The organism is Polaromonas sp., assembly GCF_012927415.1.
Classification (GTDB): Bacteria; Pseudomonadota; Gammaproteobacteria; order Burkholderiales; family Burkholderiaceae_C; genus Polaromonas.
Genome location: NZ_JABBPF010000015.1, coordinates 60,274 through 79,456 on the forward strand (window position 1 = coordinate 60,274; position 19,183 = coordinate 79,456).

A 19,183-nucleotide genomic window follows, 5' to 3' on the forward strand; every position below is an offset into this window, starting at 1 on the left:
GGCCAGTCAAACCGCCACCGGCGCCTTGATGGCCGGGTGGTGTTGATAGTCCAGAAATTCGAAGTCTTCGAACTGATAGTCGAAGATTGAAGCCGGCTTGCGCCTGATCTGCAGCATCGGATAGGGCAGGGGCGCGCGGCTCAGTTGCAGTGCTACCTGTTCCTGGTGGTTGCTGTAGATGTGGCAATCGCCGCCGGTCCAGATGAAGTCACCCACATCCAGGTCGCACTGCTGCGCCACCATGTGCGTGAGCAGGGCATAACTGGCGATGTTGAAAGGCACGCCGAGAAAAATATCGGCGCTGCGCTGGTAGAGCTGGCAGCTGAGCTTGCCCGGCTGGCCAGCCACTTCAGACGGGGCCACATAAAACTGGAAGAAGGCATGGCAGGGCATCAACGCCATCTTGTCCAGATCAGCCACGTTCCACGCGCTGACGATGATGCGGCGCGAGTCGGGGTTGGTCATGAGCGCCTTGATGACCTCTGCAATCTGGTCAATGTGGCCGCCATCGGGCGTCGGCCAGCTGCGCCACTGCACGCCATAGACCGGGCCCAAGCTGCCGTCTTCTCGCGCCCATTCGTCCCAGATGCTGACGCCGCGCTCTTTCAGCCAGTTGTTGTCGCTTGAGCCCTGCAAAAACCACAGTAGCTCATGAACGATGGACTTGACGTGAACCTTTTTGGTCGTGACCAGCGGGAAACCTTCGTTCAGGTCAAAGCGCATCTGGTAGCCAAACACGCTTTTGGTTCCAGTGCCGGTGCGGTCGGCTTTGAACACGCCCTGCGCGGCGACATGGCGCATGAAATCTTCGTATTGGGAGCGGACAGGGCGGTCGGACATCAATAGCCTCCAAACAGGGTGTCGAGCGCGTTCTGGATGACAGCGCTCTGATTGGCAAGGCTGGCGAGGGGGCGAAGGAGATCACTGGAAGGAATTGCACCGATGGCGGCGGTATTCATGATCAGGGCTTGACCTTGCAAGTCAAGCTCTGGGTTCAGGTCGCGCACCGATGCTGAGCGGAAACGGCCTGCGTCATGCAGGGGAACCATGACACGGGTGTCGACTTCGAGAAAGTTGTTTTGCACGTCCAGCAAGTAGGGCGTGGTGGTACGCTCGTTCGCGTCAGGATTGTTGTACACGTCGTATCGGGCCATGGCTCAGCCCTTTTGGCCGTCACCAAGACTGCGTGCGAAGCTGCGGTACTTCGCCAACGGCAGTCCTTCTTGCGCGATTCGCTGGTTGTAGGCGTCCATCGCCTCGCGATTGTCATCGCGCCACTTTCCCCAATAACGTCGTTTGACCTCTTCAGCCAGCAGAGCGTCGACAGTTTGCGAAACATTCATGCCCAACTCGCGGGCCAGCTCCAGCACTTTCGAGTTCAGTGAAAGATTGGTAGCCTTTTTGGCGCCATTCTTCAAGTTCGGCATGACGGTACTCCATGAAACATGCGCGGATTATATGCGCACGATTCGCCCCGGATTCATGATGTTTTGCGGATCGAGCGCCTCTTTAACAGCGCGCATCATCGATAGCGCTACCGGCGATTTGTAGCGTGGCAGCTTGTCGGTTTTAAGGCTGCCAACGCCGTGTTCGGCCGAGATGGAGCCGTCAAAACGGGCTACCGAGTCATACACCAGTGTGTTGACGTTTTCTTCCTGCTCATTGAGAAAGGCCCTGGCGTCGCTGCCTTCAGGGGCCTGCACGTTGTAATGAAGATTGCCGTCGCCCAGGTGGCCGAAGTTCACCAACCGCACGCCGGCAATATTTTTCTGCAGCAGGGCATCGGTGTCGGTCACAAACTGCGGAATGTGCGAGACCGGAATGGAAATGTCGTGCTTGATATTCAGGCCTTCCTCGGCCTGCGCCAGCGGAATGCTCTCGCGGATGTGCCACAGGCTCGCAGCCTGCGTCAGGTTTTCGGCCACCACGGCATCACTGACGCAACCCTGCTCAAAGGCGGTTTCCAGCAGCCGCTCGAATTGGGCGCGCGCATGGACCTCGGATTCGTGATCGGAGTTTTCAAGCAGCACGCAATAAGGGGGCCCCACGCTCTGCACTGCGTTGGGTTCGCTGCTCCCCGATGTTGCCGTACCTTGCTCGGGGCGGTCCGGCGGCGCGGCAGGCGCTTCGAAAAACGGCACGCGCAGCTGGGCAAAGTGTTTGTCCACCAGGCTCAGCGCAAACTGCCCCATGACTTCAAACCCCGTCAGGCCCGCGCCCAGGTGCTGGTGCGACAGGCCGAGCAGGGCGACGGCGGCTTCCATCGACGGCACTGCAGCCCAGGCCGTCAGCCGGGCTGCGGGCTGCGGGTAGAGCTTCAGCGTGGCGGCGGTGATGATGCCCAGCGTGCCCTCGCTGCCGATGAACAGGTCGCGCAGGTCGTAGCCGGTATTGTCCTTGCGCAGCCCCGACAGCCCATGCCAGATTTCGCCCTGCGCTGTGACCACTTCCAGCCCCAGGCACAAATCGCGCGCATTGCCATAGCGCACCACCTGCGTGCCACCGGCGTTGGTCGCCAGATTGCCGCCAATCGTGCAGCTGCCTTCGGCGGCCAGGCTCAAGGGGAAAAGAAAGCCGGCCTTTTCGGCTGCATCCTGTAGGTTTTGCAGGATGCAGCCGGCTTCGACCGTCACCGTGAGGTTGGCCGCATCCATAGCGCGCACGGCGTTCATGCGCTGCAGGCTCAGCACGACTTGCGTGCCTGATTCATCCGGCACGGAGCCGACGGCCAGGCCGGTGTTGCCGCCTTGCGGCACCAGGCTCACGCCGGCAGCAGCGCAGGCCTTGACGATGGCGGCCACTTCCGCCGTGTTGCCGGGGCGTGCCACTGCCAGTGCCTTGCCATGGGCGCGCTTGCGCCAGTCCTGCGTGTAAGCGCTCAGGTCGCCACCTGTCAGCAGATTCGCCTGGCCGGTGATTTGCGCGAGGGTTTGCAGAAAATCGTCGGTTCGGGTCATGGCAGGCTCGTCGCTGCAGCGTCGGAGGCGGGCGAGTTTTTAAGGCGTATGCGCACATGCAGCGCGCAGGCTGTGAAAAGCAGCAGGCACAGCAGCACTTCCAGCATGGCGAGGTAGTTGCCCGGTGGGCGGTCACTCCAGGCGCGCGTTGCGCCTTCAGTAAAGTAAATCCACACCATCAGGCTGACCCAGCGGTAGGTGTACATGCGGTTTTTCAGAATGCCGGCCAGGGGAATGCACAGCGGGAGCACCTTGAGCGCCAGAAGCGATCCGCCAGGCCGTATCGGCGCCAGCCACATTTCCCAGGCCAGACCCAGGACGATCAGCCCGCCCAGGCTGCCCAGGGCCAGCCAGCGTGTCATTTCAATCCGGTTTGTTTTGTTCATGTTCATAAGAGTGTCAATGGCATGATACCGGGGATGAAATTTCAGCAGTCTTTGCAGGCTTTGCTCGACGAGCTGTCGCATTTTCCCTGGCGCGATACCGCCATTACCCTGCGCCAGCGTTTTCGTGAAGACCATATGGGCCTGACCGCCAGCAGCCTGACCTTTACCACTTCGATTGCGCTGGTGCCCTTCTTTACAGTCGCGCTGGCGATTTTTACCGCCTTCCCGATGTTTTCGAAGCTGCAGGGCGCGTTGAAGAACTGGCTCGTCCAGAGCCTGATTCCCGACAACATTGCCCGCCAGGTGCTGGGTTACCTGACCCAGTTCAGCCTGCAAGCCAGCAAACTGGGCGGTGCCGGTCTGGCGGTGCTGCTGGTCACGGCCATTGCTCTGATTCTGACTATAGACCGCACCCTGAACGGCATCTGGCGCGTGAGAAAACCCCGGCCGCTGGCGCAACGGGTGCTGATTTACTGGGCTGCCATCACGCTCGGGCCGTTGGTGCTGGCAGTCAGTCTGGCGGTTACGTCGTATGTGGTTTCAGCCTCCAGCGGGCTGGTGGGCGCCTTGCCCATCAGCCTGCGTTTTTTGCTGGACCTGGCCCAGTTTTTTCTGGTCGTCAGCGGCATGGCTGCCTTGTACCGCTACGTTCCCAACACCTACGTCAAATGGGCGCATGCTTTCGCTGGCGGTGTGTTTGTTGCCGCGGGTATTGAAATTGGCAAGAAAATACTGGGCATCTATCTGGCTGCGGTGCCGACCTACTCCCTTGTTTACGGTGCCTTTGCCGCCTTGCCAATCCTGCTGGTCTGGATTTATGTGTCATGGGTCATCGTGCTGATGGGCGCAGTCATTACGGCGTACCTGCCCAGCTTGCTGGCCGGCGTTTCGCGACGCGGCAGTGCCCATGGCTGGCTGTTTCAGTTGTCCATTGAAATCCTGCAGCATCTGGACAAGGCTCGTGCTACCGCACGAATTGGCGTGAGCGCCGCGCAATTGGCAGCACTGCTTGACGTGGACGTGCTGCAGCTGGAGCCGGTGCTGGAAACGCTGGTAGAGCTGGACTGGGTTGGCCAGCTCAACGATGCCCAGGGGCAGGCCGAGTCGCGCTATCTGCTTTTGGTCAACCCCGATGCGACCGCGCTGGAGCCTCTGATGCAGCTGTTGCTGCTGGACAAGGCGCAATCGGTCGGCAATTTATGGGAAAAAGCCCGCTGGTCCCAGATTCGTCTGCGCGATGCGCTATGAAAAACGCGCGCTCATAAGGGTCCAGGCATCCGTAATCCGCCATCCGCCTACCTGCCACCAAGCCCTGAATTCACATCCACATGAGCCACCTGCCTGCACCAGCCATTATTCCGCCGGAGCCCGTTCCCACCTGGGTAATCTGCCTGTGTGCGGACTGGTGCGGCCTTTGCCGCGACTACCGGGGCGTGGTCGAGGACATGGCGGCCCGCTACCCTTCGGTCCGGTTTGTCTGGCTGGACATTGAAGACCAGGCAGACCTGGTCGGTGATCTGGACGTGGAGACTTTCCCCACGGTGCTAATGGCCGATGCGCGAGGCACCTGGTTTTTTGGCCCCTTGCCGCCGCAGCCACAAAACCTGGCGCGACTGCTTGACTCGCTGGCTCGCTCAGGCCTTCAGGCACAGCCCCATTCCACCGTCACGCGGCAGTTGCTGGGCGCCGTGCAGACAGCGCCTGCGTTCTGGGTCAAGGACTGAACTTTCGCGCTGCGGCACCCGGCAGTTTCGCCGTTTTTGCACGAAAATTGCTTGTTGTCGATGTTTTATCGCTGTTGTTTGCTATGGTATTAATAGCGAGCAGGGCCGTCGCTTGACTGGAAAATCAGCGCTGTGGTGGATGGCGATTCATCGGCAAGACCGGGTGTAAGTCTTGTAAGGCGCTTTTACAGCGCGCTCTTCACACCTTGCCCGCCACCGGTGCCAGTGCTACAAACTCAGCTGCTGTATGGCTTTCTGTACTGAGCCTGTCATCACCGTCAGAGGCCAAGGCGTGGGCTGTCCTGCGTTGCATCGGCCATTGCGCAATCGCCTTTTCCGGCCAGCGTATCGGGACCGCCGCTGGCCGGTTTGATGTCCGAGGTCCCAGTTTCCACAAGGAGAATAATCATGAGGACGTATATTGCACTTTCCAGCTTTACCGATCAGGGTATTCGCAGCGTCAAGGAAACCTTAAAACGCGCGGATGCCGTCAAGGAAGCGGCCAAAAAGTTCGGCGCCAGCATGACCCAGATCTACTGGACGCTCGGCAAATACGATCTGGTCGTGACCCTCGAAGCACCGGATGACGAGTCGGCCACGGCTTTCGCGCTGGCCATCGCTGGCGGGGGCAATGTCCGCATGCAGACTTTGCGCGCCTTTACCAAGGACGAGATGACCGGAATTCTCGGCAAGATGGCCTAGCCTGCCCCATTTTCCCCAGTGACTTGCGGGGCCGCTGGACGTCATCGGCGAGGATTTTGCCTTGCCGTCATTGGGCGTAGGTCGTGCCCCGGTACTTTCTTGTTTTGTTTATCAGCACTTCATTCGTCAGGAGAACTTTCATGGCCAGTTTCCTGCTCATCCGACACAAGGTCAGCGACTTTTCGCAATGGACGCGCGGCTACGACGCTCACCTGCCAAAATGCGTTGAGGCTGGTCTTACGGAAAAGTACCTGCTTCGCGACGCTCAGGATCCCAACGAAGGCATCCTCCTTTTTGAGGCACAGGACCGTAGTCGTTCCAAGGCCTTGTCGAGTCCGCGGATCTGAGGGAAACATGCAGAAAGTTGGCGTCGTGGATAAACCGGACCTCCACTTCCTCAACGGCTGAGCGCGCAATTTGCGCCAACTCGGCGACGCAAGGTATCTGATTTTGCGGCGTACGTGGGCACCATTCGGGTTCCCTGGCCCCCCTTGCGGGTTAACCCAAAAAATGGGTCGCCAGGTGCCCCAACATCAGGGCTTTTCCCCGCTGACTCTTGAAGCCTGCCCATGCGGTCATGTTTTGACGCCAAAAGCCGGGCGCCTGTCGGTGCGTCGATTTTGCAAGCCGATGCGGGTCGCCCTGCCTTGCATGCGGCTACAACTTTGAGTTAGGATGAATTTCGGTTTACCCGGGATGTCAGGGAAAAACTCAAGCGATCCGCATCCCGATATTCTGCAGAAATGCAGACTCATTTCGCTGCAAGGAAAACGCAATATGCAAATCCACACCCATACCGACAAGAATATCGAGGGTGGCGAGAGGCTGGGCCTCCATGTCCAGACCCTGCTTCAAGCCAAACTGAGCCGCTTTCGCGAAAACATCACCCGCGTGGAGGCCCACTTGAGTGGCGAGAGCAGTCAAAAAGTCCGCACGGACAGCAAAAAGTGTGTGCTGGAGGCCAGGCCTGCAGGAATGCAGCCGCTGGTGGTGACGCATGTTGCAGAAACGCTTGACCACGCCATCAGTGGCGCAGCCGAGAAAATGGAGCGGTTGCTTGACGGCACCTTTGGTCAGCTTCATGATTTGAAAGGGCGAACCGCGACGGTCGGTGAGCAGCTTGACTGAGCAATTTTCCCTCTCTGTGGACTGATGGCGCAGGCTCCACCTTTCACTGAAAGGGTGGCCTGCCGTGTCAACGGCAGGCTCAGGGCTTACGGCTCAGGGCTTGAGAAAATCCCGAATCGCAAACAGCGTTTCGTCCGGCGCTTCGCTCATCTGGTGGTGGCCGACAGGCAGACTGGCAATTTGAACTGACTTGCCCGCGTTTCGGGCTGCGGTGACCAGGCTCTGAGCCGCTTTGGGCTGCGTCATCTGATCTTGTGCGCCCAGCACAAACAGAACTGGACAGGTGATTTGCTGAATTGCTTGCTCGCCATTGGCGTAGCTGTCGCAGGCCTTGAAACCGCGGTGAAACACATTGACCTTGGGGTTGCCGGCCAGCACACGGCGACCCAATGCCATACTGGCTCCATACACCCACGTGCCAGCAGCGACTGCTGAAGACGGAGGCGCCAGTGTGCTGCGAGAGAAAACATTGACCAGGCGCAGGGCCTTCAAAGGCTCGTTGAGCGAACTGTCGAGCAGTGCTTGAGAAACCTTCATCGGGAAGGCGGTGCCAACCAGCACGAGATGGCTGACGCGATCCTTCAGCTTAGACGCGGCTTCCAGCGCGATCAGCGAACCCCAGCTATGGCCGATCAGCGCTGCGCGCTGCAAGCCTGCCGCCTGCAGCAGCGCCATCACAAAGTCAGCCCCTTCTTCCACAGTGGACGGCGCTTCGCCTTCGCTGCGGCAGTGTCCCGGCAGGTCCACGGCCAGCACATTCCAGCCGTGGTGCGCCAGATAGCGCGTTTGCAAAATCCAGACGCTGTGGTCGTGCAGCACGCCGTGAATGAAAACCGCAGTGGGCTGGCTGGCATCGAAAACTTTGCCGCCGGTGTAGCAGTAGGTTTTGTGGCCGTTGACGGTGAGATGCATCATGCAGCTGCCTTTTCTGCCGTTTTCAGGGCGCGCTTGAGGTCGTCAATCAGGTCGTCCGGGTCTTCGAGTCCGATGGAAAGACGAATCGTACCCTGCGAAATTCCCGCGCTGGCGAGCGCTTCATCGCTCATGCGGAAATGCGTGGTGCTGGCGGGGTGAATCACCAGGCTACGGCAGTCGCCGACGTTGGCCAGGTGGCTGAACAGCTTCAGTCCGTCCACGAAAGCCTTGCCCTGTTCGCGGCTGCCCTTGAGGTCAAAGCTGAACACCGAGCCGGCACCGCGCGGCAGCAGTTTTTTGGCCAGCGCATGGCTGGCATGCGACTCCAGCAAGGGATGGCCCACGCGCGACACAAAGGGCTGGCGGGACAGAAACGCAACGATTTTTTCAGTGTTGCCCATGTGGCGCGCCATGCGCAGCGGCAGCGTTTCAATACCCTGCAAGATCAGCCACGCAGTGTGCGGACTCATGCAGGCGCCAAAGTCGCGCAGGCCTTCGCGGCGCGCGCGCAGCAGGAAAGCACCCACGGTGCTTTCCTCGCTGAAGACCATGTTGTGAAAGCCGTCGTAAGGTGCGGTCAATTCGGCAAACTTGCCTGACTTGTCCCAGTCAAAACTGCCGCCATCGACCACGATGCCGCCGATGACAGTGCCATGGCCGCTCAGGAATTTGGTGGCCGAGTGATAGACCAGATCAGCGCCAAGATCGAAGGGCTTGATGAGCCAGGGCGAGGTCAGCGTGGAGTCGACCAGCAGCGGCACGCCCGCTTCATGGGCCATGGCCGACACCGTGGGGATATCCAGCACCTCCAGGCCCGGGTTGCCGACGGTTTCGCCGAAAAACAGCTTGGTATTGGGCTGCACGGCCGTGCGCCAGCCGTCGATGTCGCCAGGTTTGACAAAGGTGGTGGCTATGCCGAAGCGGCGCATCGTGTAATGCAGCAGGTTCTGCGAGCCACCGTACAGCGCGGTGCTGGCGACGATGTGCGAGCCAGCACCCATCAGCGTGGCAATGGAGAGGTGCAGCGCGGCCTGGCCGCTGGCAGTGGCGATCGCACCTATGCCACCTTCCAATGCCGATACGCGCTGCTCCAGCACCGCATTGGTCGGGTTGCTCAGACGCGAATAAACATGACCGCCGCGTTCCAGGTTGAAGAGGCTGGCAGCGTGGTCGCTCGATTCGAACACGAAGGAAGTGGTGAGGTGAATCGGCACGGCGCGCGCGCCAGTGGCCGGGTCGGGTGCAGCGCCAGCGTGCAGCGCCAGCGTGTCAAAACCAGGATCTGAATAACCGGGCATGGGTTCGTTTCCAGTTCAAAAAAGACAAATAAAAACGTCGCGGGATGGCGCTTAAATGCCCAGGGACGGGCCAGTGACGAGCTAGGGAGGTGGTTGAAATCGTTACATCGGCTGAGGAGATTGTGGGCTATATTTGAAGTTGGTTCGAGTCGACATTCCCGGTGCAGCAATTTGTCCGGGCCATGAAAAAAAGCTGGCAGAACCATCTGGCAGAGCAACCGAGGAGAAAGCGATGAAGGTTCTTGACATTCTGCGCGTGAAAGGCAACACGCTTTACACCGTCCAGCCGGACGAACCCCTGGCCACGGCGGCCAAGATCATGGCCGAAAAAGATATCGGCTCACTGGTCGTCATGGAGCATGGTGACCTGGTCGGCATGCTGACTTTTCGTGAGGTGATTCTTTGCCTCGTTAACAATGGCGGCGAAATCGGCGGGACGCTGGTGCGAAAGGCTATGGACGACCACCCGCTGACCTGCACCTCCGAAACCGACATGGACGAGGTGCGCCGCATGATGCTGGACCGCCATGCGCGTTACATGCCGGTGATGAACCAGAAGATGCTGATGGGCGTGATCAGTTTTTACGATGTCGCCAAGGCCGTGGTGGACAGCCAGAATTTTGAAAACAAGATGCTCAAAGCCTATATCCGCGACTGGCCCGCAGAGGAAGACGGCAAGGACGGCTGAGCCGCCGGCCTGCCGCGCGCTCTGGGATAATCCATCCCATGAGCGGCAATACTTTTGGAAACCTCTTCGCAGTCACCAACTTTGGTGAATCCCACGGCCCGGCCATTGGCTGCGTAATCGATGGCTGTCCGCCGGGCATGCTGCTCGGCGAGTCCGATATCCAGCGTGACCTGGACCGGCGCCGTCCGGGTACCAGCCGCCACGTCACGCAGCGCGATGAACCCGACGCAGTTGAAATCCTGTCGGGCGTGTACCAGGGCAAGACCACCGGCACGCCGATTTGCCTGCTGATAAAAAACACCGACCAGCGCAGCAAGGACTACGGCAACATCCTTGAAACCTTTCGCCCTGGACACGCAGACTACACCTACCTGCACAAATACGGTCTGCGCGACCCGCGCGGCGGTGGCCGGTCATCCGCCCGTCTGACGGCGCCAATGGTCGCGGCCGGTGCCGTGGCCAAAAAATGGTTGCTTGAAAAGTACGGCACGACGTTTCGCGGCTGCATGACGCAGATTGGCGACATTGTGATTCCTTTCGAGTCCTGGGATCATGTTTCCCACAACCCGTTTTTTGCGCCGGCGGCCGACGTATCAAATCTTGAGACTTACATGGATCACCTGCGCAAGGCCGGTGATTCATGCGGTGCGCGCATTCGCGTCACCGCTGCAGGGGTGCCAGTGGGCTTGGGCGAGCCGCTATTCGACAAGCTTGATGCCGATATTGCCTTTGCCATGATGGGTATCAACGCCGTCAAGGGCGTGGAAATAGGCGCAGGTTTTGCCAGCGTCATGCAGCGCGGCACCACCCATGGCGATTCGCTGTCGCCCGGCGGCTTCATGTCGAACAACGCTGGTGGCGTGCTGGGCGGCATCAGTACCGGGCAGGCCCTGGAAGTGTCGATTGCGATCAAGCCAACGAGCTCCATCATCACGCCGCGCCAGTCGATAGATACCGCTGGTCATCCAGCCGAAGTGGTGACCAAAGGCCGCCACGATCCCTGCGTGGGGATTCGCGCGACCCCGATTGCCGAGGCGCTGCTGGCGCTGGTGGTGATGGAACACGCGCTGCGCCACCGCGCACAGAACGCTGATGTGCGGGTCAGCACGCCCGACATCATGAACCAGCGAGCTTGATTTCAGTTGGCCGCTCCCAGAAGGAACGGTTTATGATGAAATCGGCAGTATGTCCAGTAAGTATGGCATTGTGGTGCTATTGAATAAATAGCAATATGGGTGCGCGAAAAGTCTTTAAAAAATGCCGCCGCCTTGCTGCATGTGAGTGACGTTGCCCTTGTTCAGTCCAGCCTTCGGCAAGACCGGCATTCAGGTAGGGCGTGCCAGCGGTGCGGTGGGTAGGGGAATGGCGTAGCCGCGCTATTGCAGATTAACCTGAACACCTGCTCCGACCTCCGGGGATTGGTTTTTGAAACGTCGCACCGGCAAACGGATCAATACAAGGAAAGCACGAGGTCATGAGGATGAGTGATTACGACAAAGGCATGGTCAACCGGCGCCGGGTACTTGGTGATGCATGGGTAGACAAGGCGGAGGCTGGCGGCAATGCTTTCAATGGCGAATTCCAGGATCTGATCACGCGCTATGCATGGCACGAAATCTGGGGACGCCCCGCCCTCGGTGACAAAACGCGGCGCCTGATGGTGCTGTCCACCATGATCGCGCTGAAGGCCCACGAGGAATTTGCCTTGCATGTGCGCGCCGCGCTGGGTGGTCCGCCGGAGTCCCGGCTCACGCCAGCGGACATAAAGGAAGTGATCTTGCAGGCGGCCATTTATTGCGGCGTCCCCGCCGCCAACCATGCGTTTGCAGTGGCGGGCGAAATTCTGCGTGAAAAAGGCCTTTTGGCCGCCGCAGATTGAACAAGACCATGCACAAACCCGTCTTGAACTGGACCCGGGAGGGTCAGGGCCCGCTGGTGGTTTTAAGCCACGCGCTGGGTTGCGACCTGGGTATGTGGGACAGCGTGAGCGCCTTGCTGAAAAATCAATACACCGTCTTGCGGTATGACCACCGCGGCCATGGTCAATCCGAAGCACCGCCCGGGCCCTACAACATCGACCTTTTTGCAGATGATGCCGCCAACCTGATTGCCAGCCAGGCAGCAGGTCCGGTGCATTTTGTCGGGCTGAGTCTGGGCGGCATGACCGCGCAGGCCCTGGCGGCCAGGTATCCAGAGAGGGTTCAAAGCATCGTGCTGGCCAATTCGGCCAGCTGGTACGACGGTGCCGCGCGCGCCATGTGGCGGGCCCGCGTCGATACGGTGGTGGCGCAGGGTGTCGCAGCGATTGCCGACGGCGCCATGCAGCGCTGGTTTACTGCGGAATTCCGGGCCGATAGTGGCGGCGCGCGGTGCGTGGCAGCCTTGCGGAGCCGGTTGGAAAAAACAGACGCTGCCGCTTATGCGGCGAGTTGCGGGGCGGTCGCGAGCATCGACTTTCGCGCCAGCAACCAAAGTATCCGTTGTCCGGCGCTGGTGATAGGCGGCACGCGTGATGAAGCTGCACCGCTGGCGATGTCGCAAGCCATTGCCGACAGCATTGCGGGCGCGCAGTTGCGCACAATGGCGGCGGCCCACCTCAGTGCCGTGGAGCAGCCTGAAGCCTTCGTCCAATTGCTGGAGCCTTTTCTTCGGGGCATGCAGCAAGCCGGCTGATGCCGTTGAGCGGCGCGGCGCGGCTGCGCCAGCGGATAATCAGGGCGCTGTTGGCCGGCATGCGCGACCTGGAATCCGATCACACACTGAAAGACTCTGTCATGAAAACAGCCCTTGTCCTGAATGGTCCCAACCTCAATTTACTAGGGATGCGAGAACCCGCCGTGTACGGCTCGCAAACGCTGGCTGACGTGGAGGCGCTGTGTTTAAAGGCCTGCGCCGCCCACGGTTTCAAGCTCGATTTTCGCCAGAGTAACCATGAGGGCATACTGATCGAGGCGATTCATGACGCAGGGCGAGCCGAGGCGGCCGGCACACTGGCGGGTGTAGTGCTCAACGCTGGCGCCTACACGCACACCAGCGTAGCGTTGCACGACGCCATCAAGGGGTCTGGTGTGACGTTGATTGAACTGCACATCAGCAACGTGCATGCGCGTGAGGCGTTTCGCCATCATTCCTATATTTCACCCGTCGCCAAGGCCGTGGTGGCCGGGTTTGGCATCAAAGGTTATGCCCTGGCAATCGCGGGTCTGGCTGAGCTGACACAGACAGTCTGACTCACTTGAGTGAACTTCCGAAGCCTGCAGGCGCTGACGCATGCCACCCCTGAAGTTTCTGGTGGACGAGCGCGAGGTGGAATTCAGTGCCATCCGGGCGCAGGGTGCGGGCGGGCAAAACGTCAACAAGGTTTCCAGCGCGGTGCATCTGCGCTTTGACATCGCGGCCTCGTCGCTGCCCGAAGAGATTAAAAGCCGTCTGCTGGCCCTTAGCGACAATCGCATCACGCAGGAAGGCGTACTGGTTCTGAAGGCGCAGCAGCATCGAACGCAGGAGATGAACCGAAGTGATGCCCTCGCGCGCTTGCAGGAAGTGGTCGATGGTGTCTCCAATCCGCCCAAAGCCAGGCGCGCGACCAAGCCAAGCTACGGTTCCAGACAGCGCCGCCTGGAAGGTAAAAGCCAGCGGTCGGCCACCAAGGCGCTGCGCGGAAAGCTGCGGTGAGGCCTTTTCCTGGAATGGCGCCCGAGAGCCTTACGCCAGCCCGGTTGTCCGAACGCGCCAGAGTGCTGCATGGTCGTGTGTTCGATCAGATCGTCCCGCTGATGGCTCCCTCAGCTAGCTGGAGGGCAGGCAGTTGGGGGTTGGTCATGGCGTGGTGGACCAAGTGATTCCGGTAGTCAGTGCCCGCGCCATCCGCAACGCGGTCCGTGCGTTGCCGAATACGCTGCGCTAAAGCGAATTTCACAATGCTCGCGAAGTCACCAGCGACAAATTGGTGCAACCTATGCAGTGGCTGCAGGACCTGGCGGCATAGTCAATGTCAGATGATTGTTGGACCAGCGGGTTTCGTCAGTCTCCGGTTCCTGGCCGGCGGCTGCGAATCTGATAGCCTATGCAGCGCAGGATGCGTGGCAGTTGCCCGTGCGGCAGCCCCAATGAAAGCAGGTCATGGAATTGAATCGGGAAATCATCACCACAGCACCTCGCCCCGCAGCCACCGTGGTGATGCTGCGAGACGTGGCTGCGGGACTGCAGGTGTTTCTGATGAAACGCCACAGCCGGTCCGACGTGCTGGGCGGGGCCTATGTGTTTCCGGGAGGTAAGGTCGATGCGGCGGATGCCGAGCTTGACATGGCGGCTCATCTGGACCAACCCCTGCGCCGGCTGCATGCCACGCTGAACGAGGCCGACATCAGCGAGCGCACGGCTGGCGGGCTGTATGTGGCGGCATTGCGGGAAACTTTCGAAGAGTCCGGTGTGCTATTTGCCCAGCAGGCCACCAGGCAAACGCTTGATTCTGCAGACTGGCTCTCGCGGGCAGCTGCGTTGCTGCGCGCAGGTCATGCTTTCAACACGGTGCTGGCGCAGACGGGGCTGCGCATGCAGACCCGGAGTATCGTGCCCTGGTCACGCTGGATCACGCCGACCGCGCCCTCAGTGATGAATAAACGATTTGACACCCGATTTTTTGTGGCTGCCATGCCGCCAGGTCAGGTAGCGCGCCACGACAACTTTGAAACCACCGAAAGTATCTGGCTCAGCCCGCGAACGGCGCTTGAACAATACTGGTCTGGCCAGATCGATCTGGCTCCGCCTCAGATCATGAGCCTGGCGCACCTGTCGCGTCATGCCGATGTGCGCAGCGTGCTGGCGGCGGCGGGTATCCGGCCGCCGCCGGTGATCCAGCCTGAGCCTTTTGAGCTTGAGGGCAGCAGGGTGATTTGCTATCCGGGTGATGCATGCCATTCGGTGCGTGAGCAGGCGCTTCCCGGTCCCACCCGTTTGTGTTACCGCAACAAGCGTTTTGAGCCCGTCGACGGCTTTGATGCCCTGTTTCTGTAATGGCTCTGGGCACTGGCCGCTGGGCATAAACAAGATATGAGTCGATTGACAGAACCGGCGTTGCCCGCTGAAGCGCAAGCGCTTTTGCTTCTCGCTACCCGCGCAGAAACACCTGGCGGATCAGGCGTTGTAGTCTGGCACCGTTGGGGTGAACAAAGCTGCAGGCAATGTCTCTCGCCCGTCGTGCTTTTTCATGGCGGTAGCGGCAGCTGGACGCACTGGCTGCGCAATATTCCTGCGCTGGTCCAGTCGGGACGCGAGGTGCTTGTGCCCGACTTGCCGGGTTTTGGTGATTCGGCCATGCCCTTGTTCGGCACCGATGCTGATGCAGTGCCTGAACCGATCGAGCAGGGTCTGAAAATTCTGCTTGGTCATCGCGCGTGTGATCTGGTGGGCTTTTCGTTCGGCGGCATGGTGGCAGGTTTTATCGCCGCGCAGTTTCCGTCGCGCGCCAGTCAGTTGGTTCTGGTTGGGGCGCCCGGGCTGGGCATAGCGCCAGAGAAGGCCATCCGGCTGAGTTCCTGGCGGCACCTGCCTGAGCTGGCCCAGCGCGATGCCGTTCATCGCAGCAACCTGGCGGCGCTAATGCTCTATCGTCCGGAGGCGATAACCGAGCTGGCCTTGCGCCTGCATGTGGCCAACTTGCTGCGCGACCGCATGAAAGGGCGTAGTCTTTCGCGCACTGACTTGCTGGCTCGACGCTTGGCACAGGTGCGTTGCCCCGTTGATGCCATTTACGGCAATGAAGATGCGCTTTACAGGGGCCGCATGCAGGCCCTTGAGCCCGCCCTGCGGCAGGCCGTTGGTTTCGCATCACTCAGGCTGATTGAACGGGCAGGCCACTGGGTTCAGTTCGAGCGGGCTGACGCCTTCAATGAGGCGCTTCTCTCAGTGCTTGGCCCGGACTTGTAGTCGGCGCGGGTTTTTTTGGCCGCGCTTATTTTTCGATTCCCAGCAGTTCGACTTCAAAAGTCAGCGTTGCGTTGGGTGGAACGACACCGCCAGCGCCGCGATCGCCATAGGCGGTGGCTGGCGGACAGGTCAATGTTGCCTTGCCTCCGACCTTTATTTTTTGCATGCCTTCGGTCCAGCAGGGTACGACGCGGTTGAGCGGGAAGGTGGCGGGCGTGCCTCGCTTGAAGGAACTGTCAAATTCCTTGCCATCGGCAAGCGTGCCGCGGTAATGGACACGCACGGTGTCCGACGCCTTGGGCTGAGGGCCGTTACCGTCCACCTCATGGACAATTTTTACGCCCGAGGCCAGTGTTTCTGAAGGTGCTGCGGCAAACGCGGTGCCGGTAATCAGCAGGGTAACGTTCAGGGCAAGCAAGGTCTTTGTGATTTTCATTGTGAATGGGGTTAGGCAGGTAAGGTGAGTGATTGATGGGCCAGCGCACTGAAGTTGTGCTGCTGAATTATCCCCATCTTGCGAGAACCACTGTTACGAAACGCTACAGCGCGGCGTGTTGCTGAATCAGGCGTAGTCGCCGACCGGCACGCAGCTGCAAGACAGATTGCGGTCGCCATAAACATTGTCCACCCGGCCGACTGGCGGCCAGTACTTGACCTGCTTCAACGTGGCCAGCGGGAAGCCGCCGATTTCGCGGGAATAGGGTCGTTCCCAGTCGGCGCCCATCAGGCTGGTGACGGTGTGCGGCGCGTGCTTGAGTGGGTTGTTGTCTTGCGGCCAATGCCCGTCTTCGATTTTGCGAATCTCCTGACGAATGGCAATCATGGCGTTGATGAAGCGGTCCAGCTCGGCCAGAGTTTCGCTCTCCGTGGGTTCCACCATCAGCGTGCCGGGCACCGGGAAGCTCAAGGTCGGCGCATGAAAACCGTAGTCCATCAGGCGTTTGGCAACGTCTTCGGCGCTCACCCCGCTGCTGTCCTTGAGCGATCGCAGATCAAGTATGCATTCGTGCGCAACATGGCCATTTTCGCTGGCGTAGAGCGTCGGATAGTGATCTTTCAGGCGCGAACTGATGTAGTTGGCGCTCAAAATAGCCACCTCGGTAGCCTGCTTCAGGCCTTCGGGGCCCATCATGCGGCAGTACATCCAGCTGATCGGCAAAACCGCCGCATTGCCCAAAGGTGCTGCCGAGATCGCCCCCACGCCATTCACTGGCAGGCCCGCGGTGGCATGGCCAGGCAGATAGGGCACGAGATCCGCCACCACGCACACCGGACCCACGCCCGGCCCGCCGCCGCCATGTGGAATGCAGAAGGTTTTGTGCAGGTTCAGGTGGCTCACATCGCCGCCAAATTCCCCGGGTGCCGCCACGCCCACCAGTGCATTCATGTTGGCCCCGTCCACATAGACCCGTCCGCCGTGTGAATGCACCAGCTGGCAGAGTTCCTTGACGTGAATTTCAAACACGCCGTGCGTGCTGGGATAGGTGATCATCACGCAGGCCAAATGGGCGCTATATTGCTCGCACTTGGCCTTAAGGTCGGCCATGTCCACATTGCCACTGGCATCGCAGGCGGTCACCACGACCTGCAGCCCGGCCATCTGCGCGCTTGCCGGATTGGTGCCATGGGCGCTAGCCGGGATCAGGCAAATATGGCGGTGGCTTGAACCGTTGGCATCGTGATAGGCCTTGATGGCCAGCAGGCCGGCGTATTCGCCCTGCGAACCGGCATTGGGCTGCAGACTGATGCCGGCATAACCCGTGGCCTGGCACAGCCAGTCGCGCAATTGCTGGTCGAGTTCGGCGTAGCCTTGCAGCTGGTCCTGCGGCGCGAACGGGTGAATATCGGCAAACTCGGGCCAGGTGATGGGAATCATCTCGCTGGTCGCATTGAGCTTCATGGTGCAACTACCCAGCGGAATCATGCTGCGGTCCAGTGCCAGGTCCTTGTCGCCCAGCATGCGGATGTAGCGCAGCATCCCTGTTTCGGAATGGTGGGAATTGAACACCGGATGCGTCAGGAATTTACTGGTGCGGCGCAAGTCGGACGGAATCAGCGACTCAATGCCTTTTTCGAAGGCGCTGACCACAGGCACGGTCTGGCCGGGTTGGGCAAAGAAGGACCACAGTAGCTCGATATCGCTGCGGCTGGTGGTTTCGTCCAGCGACACACCCAGGTGATTATTTAACCTGAAACGCAAGTTAGTCCTTGATTGACGGGCACGTTCAGCTATTAAATTAGTAGCATCCCCCGTCTTGATCGTGACCGAATCAAACACGCCAGAGTTGGTTATTTCGTAACCCAGCGTCTGCAGGCCGCGCACAAAAATGGCGGTGTAAGCGGCGACGCGCTCGGCAATGCGTTTCAGTCCCAGCGGGCCATGATAGACCGCATACATGCTCGCCATGACGGCGGGAAGCACTTGCGCGGTGCAGATGTTGGAAGTGGCTTTTTCACGCCGGATATGCTGCTCGCGGGTTTGCAGCGCCAGCCGATAGGCGGGGTTTCCGTGCGCATCCACGCTGACGCCGACCAAGCGGCCCGGCAGCGAGCGTTTGAACTCGTCGCGGCAAGCCAGGTAGGCCGCGTGCGGGCCGCCATTGCCCATCGGCATGCCAAACCGCTGCGTGCTGCCGAGCACGATGTCGGCATCCCATTCGCCCGGTGGTGCCAGCAAGGTCAGCGCCAGCAGGTCAGCCGCCACGCAAAGTGCGGCACCGTCGGCGTGTGCCTGGCCAGCCAGCGGCCGCAGGTCATGAATGCTGCCGGTGGTGGCCGGGTATTGCGCCAGCACGCCGAAGTAGCCACCCTCGGCCATCAGCTGCGGCACGGTGGCTAGCGCGGTGCTCACCTTGACCTCGATGCCCAGCGGCTTGGCGCGGGTCTGGATGACTTCAAGAGTCTGCGGATGGCAATCACCTGCCACGATGAAGACATTGCTTTTGCTCTTCACAATGCGTTTGGCCAGTGTCATGGCTTCGGCGGCTGCGGTGGCTTCGTCAAGCATTGACGCATTGGCAACGGCCATGCCGGTGAGATCGCACACCATGGTCTGGAAGTTGAGCAGCGCCTCAAGTCGACCTTGTGAAATTTCAGCCTGATAAGGCGTGTAGGCGGTGTACCAGGCTGGGTTTTCCAGCACGTTGCGCAAGATGACGCCGGGCGTGAAGGTGCCGTAGTAACCCTGGCCGATAAAGCTCTTGAACACCTGATTCTTCGCCGCCATCGCCTTGAGCTGCCTGAGCGCTGCGGCTTCCGTCACCGGTGGCGCGATGACCATGGCGCTGCTTCGCGCAATCGAGCGCGGCACTATCCCGTCGATCAGTGACCGGCGCGAGGCCGCACCCACCACGCTGAGCATGTGGACTTCGTCCTGCTCGTCGATGCCGATGTGGCGCGCAATGAATTCGGAGGGGTTTTCAAGCTCGCCGAGCGGCTTGGCGGATTGCATCAACAT

Annotated in this window: 23 protein-coding genes; 13 read left to right on the top strand and 10 right to left on the bottom strand. The window is 60.2% G+C overall.

All coding sequences use genetic code 11. The annotated features are described in order from the left end of the window. Window positions 1-6: 6 nt before the first annotated feature. The 5 genes from HHJ19_RS01430 to HHJ19_RS01450 are packed head-to-tail and all read right to left on the bottom strand — an operon-like array spanning window position 7 to window position 3,343. On the bottom strand, window positions 7-840 hold the full coding sequence (locus HHJ19_RS01430) for a thymidylate synthase (protein WP_296903434.1): 834 nt from the start codon (window positions 838-840) through the stop codon (window positions 7-9). Beyond that, window positions 840-1,154, bottom strand: coding sequence for a CcdB family protein (locus tag HHJ19_RS01435; RefSeq protein ID WP_296903436.1), 315 nt, complete (start codon window positions 1,152-1,154; stop codon window positions 840-842). The genes HHJ19_RS01430 and HHJ19_RS01435 overlap by 1 nt, the downstream gene beginning before the upstream one ends. 3 nt (window positions 1,155-1,157) lie before the next feature. Beyond that, window positions 1,158-1,427: a type II toxin-antitoxin system CcdA family antitoxin gene (locus tag HHJ19_RS01440; protein ID WP_296903438.1), complete on the bottom strand. Its 270-nt coding sequence runs from the start codon at window positions 1,425-1,427 to the stop codon at window positions 1,158-1,160. Window positions 1,428-1,454: 27 nt separating this feature from the next. Further along, on the bottom strand, window positions 1,455-2,957 hold the full coding sequence (locus HHJ19_RS01445; protein ID WP_296903440.1) for an FAD-binding oxidoreductase: 1,503 nt from the start codon (window positions 2,955-2,957) through the stop codon (window positions 1,455-1,457). Next, window positions 2,954-3,343, bottom strand: a complete 390-nt coding sequence (locus HHJ19_RS01450) for a DUF2069 domain-containing protein (RefSeq protein ID WP_296903442.1) — start codon at window positions 3,341-3,343, stop codon at window positions 2,954-2,956. Before HHJ19_RS01450 ends, HHJ19_RS01445 begins: the two co-directional genes overlap by 4 nt. A gap of 33 nt (window positions 3,344-3,376) precedes the next feature. Between HHJ19_RS01450 and HHJ19_RS01455 the strand changes: the two genes are divergently transcribed. Together HHJ19_RS01455 and HHJ19_RS01460 are read left to right on the top strand one after the other, a co-directional pair. Continuing rightward, window positions 3,377-4,591, top strand: a complete 1,215-nt coding sequence (locus HHJ19_RS01455; RefSeq protein WP_296903444.1) for a YihY family inner membrane protein — start codon at window positions 3,377-3,379, stop codon at window positions 4,589-4,591. A gap of 80 nt (window positions 4,592-4,671) precedes the next feature. Then, window positions 4,672-5,067 (top strand): thioredoxin family protein, encoded by a 396-nt coding sequence (locus HHJ19_RS01460; RefSeq protein ID WP_296903446.1) that lies wholly within the window; start codon window positions 4,672-4,674, stop codon window positions 5,065-5,067. A gap of 278 nt (window positions 5,068-5,345) precedes the next feature. Here HHJ19_RS01460 and HHJ19_RS01465 read toward each other — a convergent pair whose 3' ends face one another. Then, on the bottom strand, window positions 5,346-5,477 hold the full coding sequence (locus tag HHJ19_RS01465) for a hypothetical protein (RefSeq protein ID WP_296903448.1): 132 nt from the start codon (window positions 5,475-5,477) through the stop codon (window positions 5,346-5,348). Here HHJ19_RS01465 and HHJ19_RS01470 point away from each other — a divergent pair. From HHJ19_RS01470 to HHJ19_RS01480, 3 genes are all read left to right on the top strand, one after another. After that, window positions 5,476-5,769 (top strand): GYD domain-containing protein, encoded by a 294-nt coding sequence (locus HHJ19_RS01470; RefSeq protein WP_296903449.1) that lies wholly within the window; start codon window positions 5,476-5,478, stop codon window positions 5,767-5,769. The genes HHJ19_RS01465 and HHJ19_RS01470 overlap by 2 nt on opposite strands. Window positions 5,770-5,909: 140 nt before the next feature. Further along, window positions 5,910-6,116 (top strand): hypothetical protein, encoded by a 207-nt coding sequence (locus tag HHJ19_RS01475; protein ID WP_296903450.1) that lies wholly within the window; start codon window positions 5,910-5,912, stop codon window positions 6,114-6,116. A 430-nt stretch (window positions 6,117-6,546) separates the two neighbouring features. Further along, window positions 6,547-6,897 carry an HPF/RaiA family ribosome-associated protein gene (locus HHJ19_RS01480; RefSeq protein ID WP_296903451.1) on the top strand — a complete coding sequence of 117 codons (351 nt, stop codon included), beginning with the start codon at window positions 6,547-6,549 and terminating at the stop codon, window positions 6,895-6,897. Window positions 6,898-6,990: 93 nt separating this feature from the next. Here the strand turns inward: HHJ19_RS01480 and HHJ19_RS01485 are convergent, their stop codons facing one another. Together HHJ19_RS01485 and HHJ19_RS01490 are read right to left on the bottom strand one after the other, a co-directional pair. Then, a complete protein-coding gene (locus tag HHJ19_RS01485) occupies window positions 6,991-7,809 on the bottom strand; it encodes an alpha/beta hydrolase (protein ID WP_296903502.1) in 819 nt (272 codons plus the stop codon). Next, complete coding sequence (locus HHJ19_RS01490; RefSeq protein WP_296903452.1) at window positions 7,809-9,110, bottom strand: O-acetylhomoserine aminocarboxypropyltransferase; 1,302 nt, start codon at window positions 9,108-9,110, stop codon at window positions 7,809-7,811. Before HHJ19_RS01490 ends, HHJ19_RS01485 begins: the two co-directional genes overlap by 1 nt. Window positions 9,111-9,342: 232 nt before the next feature. Here HHJ19_RS01490 and HHJ19_RS01495 point away from each other — a divergent pair, with 232 nt between their 5' ends. The 8 genes from HHJ19_RS01495 (at window position 9,343) to HHJ19_RS01530 (ending at window position 15,726) form a co-directional block, all read left to right on the top strand. Continuing rightward, window positions 9,343-9,798 carry a CBS domain-containing protein gene (locus HHJ19_RS01495; protein ID WP_296903453.1) on the top strand — a complete coding sequence of 152 codons (456 nt, stop codon included), beginning with the start codon at window positions 9,343-9,345 and terminating at the stop codon, window positions 9,796-9,798. Window positions 9,799-9,836: 38 nt separating this feature from the next. Then, complete coding sequence (gene aroC / locus HHJ19_RS01500) at window positions 9,837-10,934, top strand: chorismate synthase (RefSeq protein ID WP_296903454.1); 1,098 nt, start codon at window positions 9,837-9,839, stop codon at window positions 10,932-10,934. 344 nt (window positions 10,935-11,278) lie between these two features. Beyond that, on the top strand, window positions 11,279-11,677 hold the full coding sequence (locus HHJ19_RS01505) for a carboxymuconolactone decarboxylase family protein (protein ID WP_296903456.1): 399 nt from the start codon (window positions 11,279-11,281) through the stop codon (window positions 11,675-11,677). 8 nt (window positions 11,678-11,685) lie between these two features. Then, complete coding sequence (locus HHJ19_RS01510) at window positions 11,686-12,471, top strand: alpha/beta fold hydrolase (protein ID WP_296903458.1); 786 nt, start codon at window positions 11,686-11,688, stop codon at window positions 12,469-12,471. Window positions 12,472-12,572: 101 nt separating this feature from the next. Beyond that, window positions 12,573-13,028 carry a type II 3-dehydroquinate dehydratase gene (gene aroQ / locus HHJ19_RS01515; protein WP_296903460.1) on the top strand — a complete coding sequence of 152 codons (456 nt, stop codon included), beginning with the start codon at window positions 12,573-12,575 and terminating at the stop codon, window positions 13,026-13,028. Between the two features lie 40 nt (window positions 13,029-13,068). After that, window positions 13,069-13,473: an alternative ribosome rescue aminoacyl-tRNA hydrolase ArfB gene (arfB, locus tag HHJ19_RS01520; RefSeq protein ID WP_296903461.1), complete on the top strand. Its 405-nt coding sequence runs from the start codon at window positions 13,069-13,071 to the stop codon at window positions 13,471-13,473. A gap of 447 nt (window positions 13,474-13,920) precedes the next feature. Then, window positions 13,921-14,814, top strand: coding sequence for an NUDIX hydrolase (locus HHJ19_RS01525; protein WP_296903462.1), 894 nt, complete (start codon window positions 13,921-13,923; stop codon window positions 14,812-14,814). Window positions 14,815-14,850: 36 nt separating this feature from the next. After that, on the top strand, window positions 14,851-15,726 hold the full coding sequence (locus HHJ19_RS01530; protein WP_296903463.1) for an alpha/beta fold hydrolase: 876 nt from the start codon (window positions 14,851-14,853) through the stop codon (window positions 15,724-15,726). 25 nt (window positions 15,727-15,751) lie between these two features. Here HHJ19_RS01530 and HHJ19_RS01535 read toward each other — a convergent pair whose 3' ends face one another. After that, window positions 15,752-16,162, bottom strand: a complete 411-nt coding sequence (locus tag HHJ19_RS01535; protein WP_296903464.1) for an FKBP-type peptidyl-prolyl cis-trans isomerase — start codon at window positions 16,160-16,162, stop codon at window positions 15,752-15,754. A gap of 126 nt (window positions 16,163-16,288) precedes the next feature. Continuing rightward, window positions 16,289-19,183 carry an aminomethyl-transferring glycine dehydrogenase gene (gene gcvP, locus HHJ19_RS01540; RefSeq protein WP_296903465.1) on the bottom strand — a complete coding sequence of 965 codons (2,895 nt, stop codon included), beginning with the start codon at window positions 19,181-19,183 and terminating at the stop codon, window positions 16,289-16,291.